This is a genomic window from Pseudarthrobacter defluvii, from assembly GCF_030323865.1.
Lineage (GTDB): Bacteria > Actinomycetota > Actinomycetes > Actinomycetales > Micrococcaceae > Arthrobacter > Arthrobacter sedimenti.
Genome location: NZ_CP066363.1, coordinates 106,872 through 122,368, shown reverse-complemented (window position 1 = coordinate 122,368; position 15,497 = coordinate 106,872). Strand labels below are relative to the sequence as shown.

At 64.0% G+C, this 15,497-nt stretch carries 15 protein-coding genes; 9 read left to right on the top strand and 6 right to left on the bottom strand.

Translation table 11 applies throughout. The annotated features are described in order from the left end of the window. Nucleotides 1–88: 88 nt before the first annotated feature. Nucleotides 89–667, top strand: a complete 579-nt coding sequence (locus JCQ34_RS20165) for a hypothetical protein (protein WP_286404789.1) — start codon at nucleotides 89–91, stop codon at nucleotides 665–667. Nucleotides 668–848: 181 nt separating this feature from the next. On the opposite strand, the gene JCQ34_RS20160 is transcribed toward JCQ34_RS20165, so the two are convergent. From JCQ34_RS20160 to JCQ34_RS20135, 6 genes are all read right to left on the bottom strand, one after another. Then, the gene (locus JCQ34_RS20160; protein WP_286404788.1) at nucleotides 849–2,591 is read right to left on the bottom strand and encodes a MarR family transcriptional regulator; all 1,743 of its coding nucleotides are present in this window, start codon (nucleotides 2,589–2,591) and stop codon (nucleotides 849–851) included. 301 nt (nucleotides 2,592–2,892) lie between these two features. Continuing rightward, a complete protein-coding gene (locus JCQ34_RS20155) occupies nucleotides 2,893–3,129 on the bottom strand; it encodes a hypothetical protein (protein ID WP_011776892.1) in 237 nt (78 codons plus the stop codon). Nucleotides 3,130–3,350: 221 nt separating this feature from the next. Next, entirely contained in the window at nucleotides 3,351–4,808 is a 1,458-nt protein-coding gene (locus JCQ34_RS20150) for a MinD/ParA family ATP-binding protein (RefSeq protein ID WP_286404786.1), read from the bottom strand. Between the two features lie 9 nt (nucleotides 4,809–4,817). After that, on the bottom strand, nucleotides 4,818–5,333 hold the full coding sequence (locus tag JCQ34_RS20145; RefSeq protein WP_286404785.1) for a hypothetical protein: 516 nt from the start codon (nucleotides 5,331–5,333) through the stop codon (nucleotides 4,818–4,820). After that, entirely contained in the window at nucleotides 5,330–6,412 is a 1,083-nt protein-coding gene (locus JCQ34_RS20140; RefSeq protein ID WP_286404782.1) for a CHAP domain-containing protein, read from the bottom strand. The genes JCQ34_RS20145 and JCQ34_RS20140 overlap by 4 nt, the downstream gene beginning before the upstream one ends. Nucleotides 6,413–6,445: 33 nt before the next feature. After that, on the bottom strand, nucleotides 6,446–6,718 hold the full coding sequence (locus JCQ34_RS20135) for a helix-turn-helix domain-containing protein (RefSeq protein ID WP_286404780.1): 273 nt from the start codon (nucleotides 6,716–6,718) through the stop codon (nucleotides 6,446–6,448). 167 nt (nucleotides 6,719–6,885) lie between these two features. On the opposite strand from JCQ34_RS20135, the gene JCQ34_RS20130 reads away from it, so the two are divergent. From JCQ34_RS20130 to JCQ34_RS20095, 8 genes are all read left to right on the top strand, one after another. Then, nucleotides 6,886–7,479: a DUF6668 family protein gene (locus tag JCQ34_RS20130; protein WP_286404778.1), complete on the top strand. Its 594-nt coding sequence runs from the start codon at nucleotides 6,886–6,888 to the stop codon at nucleotides 7,477–7,479. A gap of 14 nt (nucleotides 7,480–7,493) precedes the next feature. Further along, a complete protein-coding gene (locus tag JCQ34_RS20125; protein ID WP_188573572.1) occupies nucleotides 7,494–7,781 on the top strand; it encodes a hypothetical protein in 288 nt (95 codons plus the stop codon). 12 nt (nucleotides 7,782–7,793) lie between these two features. Then, nucleotides 7,794–8,522, top strand: coding sequence for a hypothetical protein (locus JCQ34_RS20120; RefSeq protein ID WP_286404776.1), 729 nt, complete (start codon nucleotides 7,794–7,796; stop codon nucleotides 8,520–8,522). A gap of 70 nt (nucleotides 8,523–8,592) precedes the next feature. Further along, entirely contained in the window at nucleotides 8,593–9,864 is a 1,272-nt protein-coding gene (locus JCQ34_RS20115) for a hypothetical protein (protein ID WP_286404775.1), read from the top strand. 1 nt (nucleotide 9,865) lies between these two features. Then, complete coding sequence (locus tag JCQ34_RS20110) at nucleotides 9,866–11,377, top strand: SCO6880 family protein (RefSeq protein WP_286404773.1); 1,512 nt, start codon at nucleotides 9,866–9,868, stop codon at nucleotides 11,375–11,377. Further along, complete coding sequence (locus JCQ34_RS20105) at nucleotides 11,377–12,996, top strand: helicase HerA domain-containing protein (RefSeq protein ID WP_286404771.1); 1,620 nt, start codon at nucleotides 11,377–11,379, stop codon at nucleotides 12,994–12,996. The genes JCQ34_RS20110 and JCQ34_RS20105 overlap by 1 nt, the downstream gene beginning before the upstream one ends. Further along, entirely contained in the window at nucleotides 12,996–14,771 is a 1,776-nt protein-coding gene (locus JCQ34_RS20100; RefSeq protein WP_286404769.1) for a type IV secretory system conjugative DNA transfer family protein, read from the top strand. The genes JCQ34_RS20105 and JCQ34_RS20100 overlap by 1 nt, the downstream gene beginning before the upstream one ends. After that, a complete protein-coding gene (locus tag JCQ34_RS20095; RefSeq protein WP_286404951.1) occupies nucleotides 14,764–15,186 on the top strand; it encodes a DUF4913 domain-containing protein in 423 nt (140 codons plus the stop codon). The genes JCQ34_RS20100 and JCQ34_RS20095 overlap by 8 nt, the downstream gene beginning before the upstream one ends. Nucleotides 15,187–15,497 lie beyond the last annotated feature (311 nt).

Below are 15,497 nucleotides of genomic sequence, written 5' to 3'. Positions count from 1 at the left end.
AAGGCGGGTGAAAAACACTCCCGAATCGGGGTCAAACACGAGCGACTCCGCTGATGCATCGACCCACGAAATTGTACAAGTATCCCCATTGGCGGCTCCCGACACGGCAGACAGGGAAGTACCTGCCGAGCAGCCACAAGCGGACAACCGGTCGGCTGAGCAGGAACCAGTTGAAGAGCCGTCCCTCGAGGCGACAGGAGTGCGGTCACAGCCCACGCCTACGTCAAGCAAGACCCCAAAGGCCACCACGAGGCACCAGCCTGCTGGCAAGAAATCTGCTAACGCAAACAAAGCCTCCGAGCTGGTTCCCGGCGCACTACGCAACGTCGGAGTCTACCTTCCGCCGGAACTCCTAGTGCAGGTAAAAGATGCCGTCTACAAGGAGCGAACCACGTACGCGGACCTGTTAATCGACGCTTTCGAAGCCGTCGACGACGAGCAGATCGCCAAGGAGTTCACTCCGGAAACCACTTTGACAAGATCCGGCATACCCCGCCGGGCACCGCGTAAAAGGGGAGAGGCCGGCATTCAGATCCAGTTACGCCTCGACGGGTTGCAGGTCGCCTGGCTAGATGAAAAGGTCACCGAGTTCAACGCACCGTCACGCAGTGCGCTCGTATCGGTCGCTTTCAAACTTCATATGAAGGCAGTACAACCCGTCGACTAAGGCTAATCTTTATTGACTCAAGCGAGGCTAGTTTTCCTATAGTGCTTATGGCATGTCTTATGGCACTAACACGGAAAGTCTCGCTGTTCCTTGACGGGTAACTGCCCAGTCACATCCCCCTATTTGGATGTACAGACTGCGAAAACAGTCGTACAACTAGCATGGGCTCCAGCACAGACCATCATCCGGCTCTATTGAAGGCCAGATCGGAAAGTGACCATTCATCTGGTGGTCCCTCGAACGTCTCCCAAGGATAATCTTCGTCAGGGGAGAGGAGCTCCGGTACGGTGTTGACGTTTTTGGCCAGCCATTCCCGCCAAATAATCCGATCGTTGCGGTAACGCTGTAACTGACTGGCCACCGCTTCGAGTACCCCAAATTGTTCGGCGAGCTGCCTCAATGACGTCTCGGCTACAATCGACCAAGCCCGGCCGGAGTCGCGGACTATCATGTTCCAGGCGGCGAGAACGTCCAAGGCTTCATGGACAGCGGAACGAGACAGCCGGGTGATCCGCACAATCTCGGCTGTTGGCATAGCGGGGGAGTGCTCTAGGGTTTCGTAAACGAACGCGGCCGGCAACCCCAGCTCCCGGAAAACCGGGCGGAGAGCGTAAACTTTCCCTTTCCGCCATCTCATCTCTTCAGCTGCTGCCTTGAGCTCTTCCGGGATAGTCAGCAAATAGAGGTCACCTTTGGTCCCTCGTCCCTCCTCAACAAGAGTGACCAGGGGATCCTTCTCAGCACGCAGCTCCCGCAGATGCATGGCCACCGTCGTGTGATCTAACCCAGTGGCGACCGCAATGGAACGTACGCCAAACTCAACAAACCTGGACCCTGTCATGTGGGCCGCCTCGCCAAGCGACCGGAGAACCATCCTACGAGCCAAACCGGTCCTGGATTGCTGGTAGTTCACCTCTCTGATCCTCAAAGCATTCCGCCAGGTGCGAATGTACCGATGCTCTGCATCGGGATTCGAAATTTCAATTACGCCCTGTAGTGCTGGGGGCTGTGTAATTGGTTGGCTTGTGGGGGATCTGCGGACATCGTTATTTCCGTCCCTTCTGGTCTTGTTTTTGTTCAGGTATTTGATGGCGTTCTGCCAGTCACGGCGCAGGGCGGGCAGTCTGTGTTTAGCGGAGTAGCGTACATAGAAGGAGGCCAAACCGGGCCAAGTCCCCTGGAGCATCCGTCGCTCAACATCGACGAGATGCAGGCCAGCGCCTGCGGCCGAGAGGATGACGGCTTGGCGGGCCTCCGAGTCAGAGGCGTACTTGTTGGTGTCATACATGCCGGTCTGGGCGAGCACTTGCATGAGCCGGGACATGCGTCCAACAGGCTGTTGGACGGCAGGGGCATCCGAGGTCGTCGGAGTGAAGGACTCATTCTGTCGGAGCGCCCGGACTGCCTCGATTTCGGCAGCCAGGTCTTTGCTCATTGCCGACCAGACAGCAGAGCTGTTGGGTCGGCGGGCGATGTCGTAGGCCATGGATAGGCTCATCGCCAGTTCCTGGTGGCCGCCGCGCTTGTGCGGTGAGCCGGGAGTTCGCATGCAGCCGTGGAGCAGATTTTGGTGAGGGGTCTTGTCTAGGGTTCGGTACCGGCTGCCCAGCGCCTCAACAAGATCACGCGCTTCAGAAAACGTGATTCGCTGCGCGAGTGGGACGTAGACGTGACGGCCGCCGTTCGGGGAGTAGTCCTCGATCCAGCGTGCGCCGACCGAGTGCAGCCAGGTCTGTACGGCGCGGACGTCAGCTTGGACCCAGTCAGTACCTGCAACGGAGGAGTCGAAGTCGAGGAAGATTGCCGCGCAAGTGCCGTCCTTGCCGAAGATTCTCACCGCCGCGGGTAGCGAGGGAAGTGCTTGCGTTAGGTTTCGTTCGTGCTTCTGCGGATAGGTCTTACCTGCATCGCGAGAGAGGCGCATTCTGGGCTGGCCCGCTAGCAGGGGTGCCAAGGCTGCCCAGACAGTAGCCGGACTGTCCCGCTGATTTGACACGCCTGAAGTTGGGCATGCTGGAAGCACGGAGATGTGCTGATGTACGATGTGAGTAATCCTTTCGGGGATTGAGGTATCAAAAAGGGCCGATCCTGCCAGATCGGTTTCATAGCAACACAAGGGATGGCCTGTTATGGCCCTCCACGACTTACAATCTGATCCGCCGGCAAGCAATCCAGATGGTGAGTCTCAAGCTTCGAAGGCCCGTCTAGTGCGGGCCTTCTTTGTTTTATGAGGCGATGCGAATGGGCAGCTCCTGCTGGTAGTCGTCCTGGTCAAGTGCGGCTAGGTCTTCTTTGAGTCGCGGCTCGACGACGGACAGAAGGTATTCAGTAACGGTCAAGCCCTTGTGCGCTGCCACTTTGGCGATACCGTCAGCGGTAGGTTCGGGTGAGCGAAAACCAATGAACTTACGCAGCCCCTTGCTGGGACGCCCGCCGCCTCGATTTACTGCTACTGCCGTCATTTGCTGTGTCCTTTGATTTTGTAGCCGCCTAAGCGGCTACAGCTTCATCGTTGTGGTGCCCGCCCCGCAGAGTTACAGGATGACCCTTTGCGGTTGCTCCGAAACTACCACCGGCTCAACAGCCCTCTGGGGATTTGTTTTCAGAAAACGGGAGCGTGTCGTCTTTGTGACGTGACACTCTTTGCGTCCTTCTGAAGCGCGGCGTGCCGGTTCCATCTCTTCTAGAAGCCTTTTGCGACGGCGGCGGCTGCGGCGAGCCATGCGCGTTGGGTGGCTGGTTGCAGGGCGTCGTAGCGGATGGGGCCGTTTACCAGGGCGGGGTCGTAGGGGATGCGGACCACGGCCCGTACGTGCGGGCTGAACGCTTCCGCGATCCTTTGTGCTTCGTCTTTGGCGCGTTTGAGTGCGTCGCCGCTCATGCTTCGTTTGGCGTCCGTGGACTCGGAGACGATGACGACGGCGTTGCGGGCCAGTTCAGCATCGTGGCCACCACGGGATTCGAGGGTTTGGAGGGTCAGGCGGGCGGCTTCGGCACGGTCTTCGATGGCTGTCACCGGGACGACGAGCTGGTTGGTGTGGTGGATCATGCGGCGCCAGTTCGCGGCGCGGGCGGTGTTGCCGGAGTCCATGACGATGAGCCGGTAGTAGCGGGTCAGTACCTGATGGGCGATATCCACTTCTTCGGCGGTCACTTCGTGGTCGCCTTCGTCGTTTTCGTCTGAGCGCAGGACGTCGAACTTGTCCGCGGTCTGGTGGTGGACGAAACGGGCGATCTCGGCTGCCTGGGCGCCGGGGGAGAGCAGTGCCTGGGATGAGTCGATGAGGTCCAGGACACTGTTGTCGTGGCCGCCCTTTTCGGTGCGCCAGCCGAGCGTGCCTTGGGATTCATTGTTGTCCCAAGCGACGGTCGCCGCGCCGCTGTAGCGGGCCAGGATCGCGCTGAGCATGACGACGGTGGGGGTCTTATTCGCTCCACCCTTGCGGTTGACGACGGCCACGGTGCGGGGGCCGGGCCAGTGCTGACTCACGGTGCGGATGTCTTCGCGTTCGGCCAGCTCCTCAGGGGAAGGGTCCATGCGGAAGCCGAGGCGGCTGAGGGCACCGCGCCAGCCGCGCGTGGCGGGTTGCAGCACGGGCGCACTGACAAGGAAGGAGGTGTCTTTGAGGCTGCGCCGGGCAGCAGGCTCCGTGGCTGCTTTTGAGGCCACAGCGGGCTCCTGGGTGGGCGCGGTCGTGACGGCTGCACCAAAGGTCACCGGCGCGGCGTCGGCAGCGTGTGCCGGCGCTTCTTGGGCCGCAGAGGCATCGGGAACCGACGCTGGTGTGGGAGCTAGTGCGGCTGGGGTCGTGGCTTTGGCCGTTCCGGGCGAAGGGGCGGCGGTCACGGGCAGGGTGTCTTTTTCCCGCTTTGGGGTGGGCTTGGTCGGGGTGGCTTCGCTGACGACGCCTTCGGGGGAGACGATGATGAGGCCTTGGCCGTCAGGGTCGGTGGTGTTGACGCGGACGGGGCGGCCGAGCTGGGCGGCAGTTTCGGTGATGAGGCGCAGCGCATCGTTCAGGACGGCGGCTTCGTCGGCGGCTTCGATCGGGTGGGAGGTTCCGTTGATGGTGACTTCGCCGGTGCCGTTGGTGCGGAGAACGGCGTTGATTTTGGGGAAGTCGAGTGCTTGGGTTTCCATCTTCTGTCCTTACTTTGTGCCGTTCGGGGGTGTGAAGCGGTTGACCTGCCAGGGTTTATCGGCGGCGCTGCGGAGGAGCTGCACGTCGTAGTCGCCGGCATCGGTGGGGAACACGACGTGGCAGCCGAAGCCGTTGCTCTCATCGATCTTCAGTTGGCCAGGGCCGGTGATCTTGGTAGCCGGGATGTTGGCGGGGTCAACGTATTGGTAGTCGGCGGTGGCTTGGGCGGTGAGGACCTGGCCGAGGTCCTGGATCCATTCCTTGTCCGTGATGGTGGGCCGGGCGTAGAGCGTTATGGCTTTGGTCGCGGTGTCCACTGCGGCTGTTTTGCTTGCTTCGTCCCAGGTAATGCCGAGGGTGGCGGGGGCGGTGCCCCCGGGCGCCTGCGGTTTGCCGCCTGCGCTGAGGGTGGCAGGGGCGGTGGTGGAGGTGGCGGGTGCGGGTTCGGCGGGCGTGGTGCTGGCTGCCGGTGCGCACGCGCTGCACAGGAGCAGGGCCGTGAGGGCGGTCAGGGTGCGTTTCATGGTTCCTCCGGTGAGTCGCTGCCGGGCAGGTAGAGAAAGGCACTCGGTGTGCCGTTCGGTACGGTGCGGGTGTAGTAGGTGTGGTCGTTCGGGGCGGGGTTGCCGTTGTAGCCCTCTTCGAGGAAGCTGCCGTCACCGTTGACGGCTTTGACGATGGCGACGTGGCCGTATTTTCCGTCGGCGCCTCCGGTGCCGGGGGAGTACCAGACCACCGCCCCGACACGTGGCGTGTTGCCGGTGGGCCAGCCTTTGGCGTTCCAGCCGTCCTTCCACGTCAGGGCCGAGCCGAGGAGGGCGCCGTCGGGCCGGAAGGTGCCGTTCAGGACCTTGTAGGGGGCGGTGGTGCTTCCGAGTTGCTGGTTGACGCGCCAGAGGGCGAAGTCAACGCATTCGCGGTTGAACATCCCCAACGGTGAGGCCTCGTAGATCTTGGCGGTGCGCCAGGGCAGATCATCGCCTGTGCCGGATTCACCCGGGATGCCGCAGGAGCTAGTACCCCCGACGTCCGTGACGGTGACGTCCCCCAGGGCGGCCACGACCTCGACGGCCTCGGCCCAATAGGTCTGGTAGTGGAACGGGTCGGCGTTGCGCTGGACCCGGTGGGCGGCCGTGGTGGGTTCTAACTGTTCCCAGCCGCTGATGTTCTTCAGGGCCTTGAAGAAGTTTGTGGCGGACGCGGTGGGGTTCATGCGGTCCTGGTAGGTGCCCCAGGCGCCGTTGTCGCGCTGCTGGAACAGGCCCCGGGAATCGGGCCCAGGCCCATCGCCGTGGTCCAGGACGCGCAGCCCAGACTCGCCCATGGCCGTCATGACACCGATCGTCTGCCCGCGGACGGACAGGCCGAGGGATTTGCCGGCGTTGATGACCAGGGCGGCGTTCTTCAGTTGCTCTCCCTCGTAGCCGCCGATGGCTACTTTGGGCAGCCGGTCAGCGTCAGCGCTGATGCCGGGCCCGGTGGGTGAGCACACATCAGCCGCGGCCTGGGACCCGCCGCCGAACAGGATGATGGACAGCACGAGTCCGATGGGTGCAAGGACGGCACCGGCAACCAGCGCAGGCGCGCTCGTTCGTGACTGCATGTGTCCCCCTCACATCTGCTCGGCTACTTCGCGCTACTGCTGGTTTTCCTGAGTCTCCCCGGGCGTCTGGCCCTTCCGCAGGGTGTTCCTGTTTTCCCAGACCCAGTCTTTGACTTGATCTCTGGCGATCAACCATGTCTTCTCGACTTGGTAAGCAGGAATCACTCCGGTTTGGAGCCAGCGGTAGACGGTGTTTCGGGAGAGCCCGAAGATCTCTTCGAGGTCCTGGGGCGTCAGACGCTCCGGGTACTTGGCGAAAAGAGCTTCTAGGTACTTCGGGTCCACGCTCAGTCCGTCCCACCGCATGAAGCCATCGTAGACCATAAATCGGTACTGTGATGTACTGGGAGTGACTGAAAGGTATTAAAGCTGTTGTTCGGGGTCACTTTTGGCCTTTCGTGTCGGATGGTACCGATACGATCTTTGCGGACATTACTAGGGGAAGTGAAATGCCGGTCTCAAAGAATCGCTGGGTGACGCTCGGCACAGACACTATCGACGAACCCACCCCAGTACTCCCGGAAGAACCGCCACTCCTCCCAACGGGAGCGACCAGGCCACAGATGAGCGTGCCGCAGCCGGACCACGCCGACCGGCTTCCCCGCCGGGACGTCTCCGGCAAGGAACCCGCGTTTTGGTGGCTTGGCGTCCACGGCGGCGCCGGTGAGACCTCGCTGGCACGGCTCGACAAGAACACCAAGGCAGCCGGGCATCACTGGCCTGTCACAGCAACCGGTTCCGTCGTTGTGCTGGTTGCCCGTTCCAACATCCCTGGCCTGCGTGCAGCACGGTTGGCGGCAACTGAATGGGCATCACGGTCCCTTCCCGGGATCCAGGTCGCCGGCCTCGTGGTCATGGCCGACGCGCCCGGAAGGTTCCCCAAAGAAATCCGCGACTTCTCCCGCGTCGTCGGCGGGGGAGTGCCCCACGTTTGGCATTTTCCCTGGGTCGACCCATGGCGCTACGGCCACGACGTTGCCCCTGAAGAACTTCCCAAAGAAGCCCGCACCGTCCTTGAGCAGGTGCGCCTTGCCGTAACTGCCGCTGCCGGACACCCTGCCAAGTAGAAAGAAGAAACCATATGTTGTTCTCCAAAGCCATGGAATGGTCAAGCCTTGCCATCACCGAGATACCCAACCCGGGCACGGGCGAGGCCCCTCCCGGCTCTGAAGGCCTTCTCACGATCCTCAAATGGATCGCCTGGATCGTCTTCGGCCTGGCCGTCGCCGGCATCCTCATCACAGCCGGCACGATGATGATCAACAACCGACGCGGCGAAGGCGGCGAGCACGCCGGCCGCCTGGCATGGGTCTTGGGCGGCTGCATCCTGGCAGCCTCCGCCGGCGGTGTCGTAGGCGCCCTGGTCTAAGGAACGGAAGCCATGACTGAACCGACCGTGAACGAAGACCAGAACCCGCTGACCAAACCTAAGTTCATCATCTCGGCCGTTGTCGTGGCGATCATAGTCGCGCTTGGGATCATCCTGGCCCTGCTCCCCAAAGGAGGAGGAACCCCGACAGCCGAACCAAACAACGCCGGAACCGCCACTGCCGGCACCCAGCCCAGCGCAGCGGCAGACGCCAGCGTCTGCGGCCTGCCCTCCGGCGACCAGGCCAAACCCGCAACCACACCCGCCGACACCAAGTGGGAATTGGTCGGCAAAATCGCCGCACCCACATCTCCTGCACAGTTCGGGCCCGGCAAGACCGAATCCAACGGCCTCCGCTCCTGCTTCGCACACTCACCCACCGGGGCACTATATGCCGGGGCAAATGTGGTGATTCTCGCCAGTTCGGGACGAAATGACTTAGTACTCCAGTACCTAACTGTGGACGGACCGGAGCGCGACAAGATGCTGAGCTCATCTGCCGCCACTGGAAACTCTGGAAGTCCTTCCTTCCAACTGGCGGGGTTCAAGCTCACGGACTACAGCGGGGACCGTGCCGTGATTGAGTACGGCTTCAAGGTTTCGAATGGAACCTATGGCTCATTGCCCGTAGTTCTTCAATGGTCCGGCGGAGACTGGAAGGCCGTTCCTCCTGCTTCCGGTCAGCCCGAAGGAAAGCAGTTGACGAACTTGAGCGGATTCATTCCCTGGGAAGGCGTCTAACTTGCAACCCATGGACCAGAACGGAAACCCCTGTGACTGGTGGAACTTTGGGTGCCAGGCTGGGGACTTTGTGACCGATCGCGCGAACGACGCGGTCAAAGAAATGGCAGACGCGATTGCGGATGCGGTCGGAAATGTCGTCAAAACGCTGGGAACGTTTTGGGTGAATGTGGGCACTCCCGCCATCACCTCGGCACCGGGTGGGCCCACCGCGAGTGATCCGGTGTTGTTCCTGCAGAACAGTCTCTACTTTTGGACGGCGTCCTTGGCTGTGCTGTCTGTCCTCGTGGGCGCGGCCAAGATGGTGATCGAGCGCAGGGGTGCACCCTTGCGGGATCTGGCGCGTTCACTCGGGACCCTGATCGTCGTCTCCGGCGCCGGTGTAGCAGCTGTGGGTCTTTTGACGGTCGCGGCTGATCAGTTCTCTGCATGGATCATCAAGAACTCCACGAACGGGACCTCCTTCAACGACAACATCACGGCCATGCTGGCGCTGTCGGCGACCAGCCCGATCGGGGCGATCATGATCATCCTTCTGGGACTGATCGCGATTCTTGCCTCCGTCATGCAGATCGTCCTCATGATCGTCCGTGGCGGCCTGCTGGTCATTTTGACGGGGATCTTTCCCACGGCCGCAGCTTTTACGAACACCGAGGCCGGCAGGGGCTGGTTCCAGAAGTGCACGGCCTGGCTGATCGCCTTCATCCTCTACAAGCCCGCCGCCGCCATCATCTACGCCACAGCCTTCCAACTCAGCGGCAGCAAGATCTTCGGAAACGTTGGCGACGGCAAGGATTTCGGCTCCGCGCTCCTGACAACGGTCACGGGCCTGGCCCTGATGGTGATCGCGTTGTTCGCGATGCCCGCCCTCATGCGCTTCGTCACCCCGATGGTGGGTGCGGTCACCGGTGGCGGGGGAGGTTTGGCTGCGGGAACTGTCGGCGCACTGGCTTCCGGCGCCATCAGCATGGGCAGCGCCGGACGAGGGGGCGGCCCGTCCACCAGCGGGGCGGCAACCCACAGCACATCCAGCCACAACCCCGGGTCGCAGGGCCCCTCCGGGACTGGGAACCAGGGAACAGCGGGAAGCTCCGGCACCGCCGGGAAGAACGGCACACGCGGTTCGGGAGCGACGGGTGCCCAACCCGGGACCGGCCCAGCAGCATCTACTGGCGCCGGCAGTGCGGCGTCCGGCAGCGGTGCCGCGGCCGCGGGCGGGGCAGCAGCAGCTGCGGGCGCTGGTGGTGTTGCTGTACTGGCCGCACAGAAAGGCGTCGAAGCAGGCCAGGCCGCTTCCGGGGCGATCAAAGACATGAGCGAAGAATCCACGGGGGGTGCCTGACATGGCAGCTATCGAGAACACCTACAGGGAACCAACCTACGGCAACTGGCGGCGGCCGCGGAAGGCTGGCATCGGCACCCTTGGCGGGCTGGCCACAGCAGGACTTTTCGTTGGCCTGATCATCACGGTGATCTGCCTCTTCGTGGGCGGCTGGTTCCCAGGCCTGGTCTCGCTGCTCATCCTCGGGGTGCTCCTGTCCGTCGTCTCGGTGACCGACAAGCACAACAAGTCCGCAGGGGAACGGGTCTTCGCCCGGCTCGCGTTTCGTTCGGCGCGGCGCAGGAAGGCCAACATTTACCGCTCCGGCCCGTTAGGTCTGACGCCGTGGGGTGAATTCCAGCTGCCGGGCATCTCCGCCGGTTCCAAGCTGTATGAGTTCATCGACTCCTACGGCCGCCCCTTCGCGCTGATTCACCTTCCCTCCACCGCCCACTACACCGTGGTCTTCGGCACCCAACCCGACGGGGCGTCCCTGGTCGACTCCGAGCAGATTGATGCCTGGGTGGCGAACTGGGGCGGCTGGCTGGCGTCGCTGTCGAATGAACCGGCCGTCGTAGCCGCATCGGTCACGGTCGAAACCGCACCCGACTCCGGGGCACGGCTGCGCCGGGAAGTCGAATCGAACATCCACGACGACGCCCCAGACATCGCCAAAGCCATGCTCCGGGAAGCCCTGGCCACCTACCCACAGGGATCGGCCACGATCCGGGCCTGGGTCGCACTAACGTTCAGTGCCGCCGCCCGGGCCGGCGGCAAGCGGCGCACCCCCGACGAGATCGCACGGGATCTCGCCTCCCGGCTGCCCAGCCTGACCGAGCGGCTGGAATCCACCGGCGCCGGTGCGTGCGCCCCGTTGAACGCCCAGGAACTGTGCGAGGTCGTCCGGGTCGCCTACGACCCGGCAGCGGCCCGGCTCATTGACGAAGCCCACTACCAAGGCACACCCGTTGACCTGGACTGGAGCGAGGTCGGACCGTCGGCCCACCAAGCCGACTGGGACGGCTACCGCCACGATTCCGGACACTCCGTGTCCTGGACGATGACCGGCGCACCCCGCGGCCACATCCTCGCATCAGCCCTGGGCCGCTTGGTCGCCCCGCACGGGGAGATCGCCCGCAAACGCGTCACGCTGCTGTACCGGCCGATCGAAGCCGGCCGCGCGGCTGCCATCGTGGAGTCGGACCAGACCAGCGCCCTGACCCGGGCCTCCTCGACCAACCGGCCCACCGCCCGCGCCCTGGTCGATGCCCGCGCGGCGCAGGCCACCGCAGCCGAGGAAGCCAAAGGCGCCGGGCTGGTCAACTTCGGCATGGTCGTCACCGCCACCGTCCTGTCCTCCCATGACCTTGAGGACGCCGTGGCCGTGGTGGAGGGCAACCTTGGCCCGTCAGCACGTCTGTTGCTGCGCCGGGCCTACGGCTCACAGGATTCCGCTTTCGCCGCGTCCCTGCCGCTGGGGCTGGTCCTGCCCAAGCACCTGAAGGTTCCCGAAGAGATCCGCGAGGCCATGTGATGTTCGGCAGCAGAACAAAGCACCAGCGCGTGAAGGCTCCTGCCACGAAGCTCGCGGCCGCGGTCGTCCGCCGCCCGGGTCTGCGGGGCTGGCGCGGCCGCGGCCAAGGTGAAGCCGTCTACGTCACGGCCGCCGACGAATGGCGCGGAACCTCAGTCCAGGTCTGCGGTCTCTGGCCCTTCGTGGGCGGCAGTGGTACCCCGATCCTCGGTGTGCCGATCGGCGTTCACACCGACACCGGCGCCCCGTTCGGGGCCGACCCCATCAGCTGGTTCATGCACGGCATGATCAACAACCCATCCATGTTCGTCCTCGGCCTGCCGCACTACGGCAAATCCACCCTGGTCCGGCACATCGTCCTTGGCCTGGCAGGTCGGAGCATCAACCCGCTGATTCTCGGTGATCTGAAACCGGACTACGTTGATCTGATCGAAGCCCTCGGCGGGCAGGTCATCAGCCTCGGCCCCGGGCGTGGCCACTTGAACGTCCTGGACCCCGGCGAAGCCACCGAAGCCGCGGCCCGGCTCCACGCCTCGGCTAAGGAACACCGCGACAATGCAGAGCGAGTCCGGAACAATCCCGACGGCGGCGAGGAAGCGGCCGCCAAGCTTCACGCTGCGGCGGTGAAGGCGGAGAAGCTGGCCGAACAGCTGATGGCCGACTCGCACAACCGGCGCCTGAACATGATCACCGCGCTGATCACCATCGTGCGGAACGCCAAGCCCAGCGCACACGAGGAATCCCTGATCGACCGGGCCCTGCACATCCTGGACGAGCGCCTCGACCGTGTCCCCCTGATCGGGGACCTGATCGAGGTCATCAAAGACGCCCCCGACGAGCTACGGGCGATCGCCCTGGACCGCGGCAACATGAGCCGCTACCTCGACGCGACCGACCAGCTGCGCCAGTCGCTGTACTCCCTCAACGGGTCGGGCCGGTTCTCCGACATGTTCTCCCAGCCCACCGACCAGCCGATGGACCTGACCAAACCCGTGGTCTTCGACCTCTCCGGGATCTCCGACACCCAGCGCGACATCCAGGCCGCCTGCCTGCTGGCCTGCTGGTCCACCGGATTCGCCACCGTCCAGGTCGCCCACACCCTGGCCGACGCCGGCCTCGAACCGCGCCGTAACTACTTCGTCGTCATGGACGAACTCTGGCGGGCCCTGCGCTCAGGTGAAGGCATGGTCGACCGGGTCGACTCCCTCACCCGCCTGAACCGCACCGAGGGCGTCGGGCAGGCCATGATCACGCACACCATGAGCGACCTCGAAGCCCTACCCACCGAATCCGAACGGATGAAAGCCCGTGGATTCGTCGAACGCTCCGGCATGGTCGTCTGCGGCGCGCTCCCCGGCGCCGAAATGGAAAAACTCAACAAAGCCGTCACCCTCTCCCGCGCCGAACAGGCCCGCCTCATCTCCTGGGCCGACCCCGGATCTTGGACCGACGTCGGCGGATCCCGCAAACGCGTCCGCCCGGGCCTGGGCAAATTCCTCTTCAAAGTCGGCGGCCGCCCCGGCATCCCGGTCGCGCTCAAACTCACCAGCGTCGAAGAGCGGCTGCACGATACGAACAAGCGCTGGACGATCAACACCAACGGCGAGGGGGAGAACTAATGGGTGCACCAAGCAGCGGCAAACGCTCACAGCTCGACACCGAAACCATCCTGCTCTGGGTCGTCATCAGCCTCGTGGTGCTCGGTGTCGGCTCGGTCGCCGGCGCCGTGCACCTCGGATCGATCCTGTCCGGTGACGGCCAGGAACTGCCGGCGAACCCGTTTGAACTGGTCATCGGCCTGATCTCGCACAAGGTCACCTGGCCCGCGGCCGCGACCGGGGTACTGGCCGGCTTCGGCGTCCTCATCATCGTCGTGGCCGTCCTGGTGGTCCGTGCGGAGCTGCGACGCCGGTCCAAGCGATCCCGGGTGGACGCCGCCGCTCAACACATGGCCAAAGGCCGGGACCTGCGCGCCCTCAGCCTGCGCGGGGCCACGGCCACCGCTGAACGCCTCGGCGTGAAAGGATCACCCGGCGTCCCGGTCGGCAGGACGGTCCTGGGCGGGCAGATGGTTTACGGCTCCTGGGAAGACATGCACATCGACATCTGGGGACCCCGCACAGGCAAGACCACGTCCCGGGCGATCCCGGCGATCCTCGCCGCTCCGGGAGCGGCGTTGGTGACATCGAACAAGCGCGACATCGTGGACGGAACCCGCGACGTCCGCGCCGGCGACGGCCCTGTCTGGGTGTTCGATCCGCAGTCCGTCGCGCTTGAGGAACCCACGTGGTGGTGGAACCCCCTGTCCTACGTCACCGACGAAGTCCGCGCGGCCCGCCTGGCCGACCACTTCGCCGCCGGTTCCCGCGGCCCGGACGCCAAAACGGACGCCTACTTTGACCCCGCCGGCCAGGATCTCCTCGCCGGGCTCCTCCTCGCCGCAGCCCTCGACGGACGCCCGATCACCCAGGTTCACACCTGGCTGACCCGGCCGGCTGACGATGAAGCGGTGGACATCCTCAAAGCCCGCGGTTTCACCCAGACCGCCAACGCCGTCGGCGGCGTCATCAACGCCCCCGAAAAGCAGCGCGGCGGCGTGTACGGCACGGCACTGCAGATGGCCTCCTGCCTCACCAACCGCCAAGTCGCCCGCTGGGTCACCCCGCAGGGCGACAACGACCAGCGGCCGCAGTTCGATCCGGCAGCGTTCGTCCGCTCCAAGGGCACCCTGTACAGCCTGTCCAAGGAAGGCAAAGGAACCGCCGGACCCCTGGTCACGGCACTGACCGTGGCCACCGTCGAAGCCGCCGAAGAACTCGCCGTTTATTCAGCGGGCGGCCGGCTCGCCACACCCATGGTCGGCGTCCTGGACGAAGCAGCAAACGTCTGCCGCTGGCGCGAACTCCCGAACCTCTACAGCCACTACGGCTCCCGCGGCATCGTCCTGATGACCATCCTCCAGTCCTGGTCCCAAGGCGTCGAAGTATGGGGCCGCGACGGGATGCGAAAACTCTGGTCCGCCTCCAACATCAAGGTCTACGGCGGCGGCGTCGCCGAAGCCGAATTCCTGAACGAACTCGCACAGCTCGTAGGCGAATACCGGTACTCCAACATGACCAGAAGCCGCTCCAAACAAGGCACCTCCTACAGCCACGACGACGACCGCAAAGAACGCACCCTCGACGTCTCAGACCTCGCCGCATTCCCCCGCGGCCGAGCCATCATGTTCGCCTCCGGCGCCCTCGCCGCCCTGCTGGAAACAGTGCCCTGGATGAGCGGACCGCAGGCTGATGCGGTGCGGGCCTCCATCGCCGCACACGACCCCGCCAACAAGCCAGCGGCCACTGCGGCAGCCGGGAACCGATGGATCGCCGCGGGTGCCTCCAATGATTGAAGGCCTGGGTGAGTGGGACGACGAACTGGAGGAAACTACCGCCCGTGCCGAGCCGGCCGAAGAGGACACGGACGCCCCTGAGCTGTTCTACCCAAACGTCGCCGAATTCGTCAGCAACAAGCTGGCCACCACCTATCGTCGGCAGCTCAACGTCCAGGGCGGCATCACCTGGTGCCCGCAATGGTGGAAACACGCCGAAGCCATCAGCCGCCTCGAAGCCCTCTGGCGCGCCTGGGAGTTCTTGCGCCTGGACGGCACCACTGGCATGAGCGTGTGGTGGCGCGACCACGCAGACCACCACATGTCCGTCTTGCTCTCCGCAGACGGCCCGTTCAAAGGCTGCACCTCGGACGACGGCCACCGAACCAGACTCGCCCCACTACCCTGCGAGCAACCCCCCGCAGGACTGTTCTAAACAAGGTGTTGTCGGCCTCAAGGTAGCCACTGGAACTGTCCACATTTGGGGCCAATCCGGGTTATCCACGGCTGGAATCAGGAGCCATCCGGAAAGCTCCCTCAGCAGCAGTAGCGGTGGGTAACCCACCAGGATTATCCCCGGCTGTGGACAGCCGAGCTAACTGTCCACGCTCATTCGACAATTCCCCCACGGCCTGTGGGACAAGCTGAGTACAAGAAGTTGATCACATAGGGGCTAGGGCAACGTTATGAGATGAACTACTGAATCTACTAAGGCCGGTCCTGCGAGGACGAGCATAAGGAGAGTCC

Coding starts and splice junctions, on each gene's coding strand:
- JCQ34_RS20105 (WP_286404771.1), top strand. CDS start 11,377: ATGTTCGGCAGCAGAACAAAGCACCAGCGCGTGAAGGCTCCTGCCACG.
- JCQ34_RS20110 (WP_286404773.1), top strand. CDS start 9,866: ATGGCAGCTATCGAGAACACCTACAGGGAACCAACCTACGGCAACTGG.
- JCQ34_RS20100 (WP_286404769.1), top strand. CDS start 12,996: ATGGGTGCACCAAGCAGCGGCAAACGCTCACAGCTCGACACCGAAACC.
- JCQ34_RS20150 (WP_286404786.1), bottom strand. CDS start 4,808: ATGGAAACCCAAGCACTCGACTTCCCCAAAATCAACGCCGTTCTCCGC.
- JCQ34_RS20125 (WP_188573572.1), top strand. CDS start 7,494: ATGTTGTTCTCCAAAGCCATGGAATGGTCAAGCCTTGCCATCACCGAG.
- JCQ34_RS20095 (WP_286404951.1), top strand. CDS start 14,764: ATGATTGAAGGCCTGGGTGAGTGGGACGACGAACTGGAGGAAACTACC.
- JCQ34_RS20135 (WP_286404780.1), bottom strand. CDS start 6,718: ATGCGGTGGGACGGACTGAGCGTGGACCCGAAGTACCTAGAAGCTCTT.
- JCQ34_RS20120 (WP_286404776.1), top strand. CDS start 7,794: ATGACTGAACCGACCGTGAACGAAGACCAGAACCCGCTGACCAAACCT.
- JCQ34_RS20160 (WP_286404788.1), bottom strand. CDS start 2,591: ATGCGCCTCTCTCGCGATGCAGGTAAGACCTATCCGCAGAAGCACGAA.
- JCQ34_RS20140 (WP_286404782.1), bottom strand. CDS start 6,412: ATGCAGTCACGAACGAGCGCGCCTGCGCTGGTTGCCGGTGCCGTCCTT.
- JCQ34_RS20155 (WP_011776892.1), bottom strand. CDS start 3,129: ATGACGGCAGTAGCAGTAAATCGAGGCGGCGGGCGTCCCAGCAAGGGG.
- JCQ34_RS20145 (WP_286404785.1), bottom strand. CDS start 5,333: ATGAAACGCACCCTGACCGCCCTCACGGCCCTGCTCCTGTGCAGCGCG.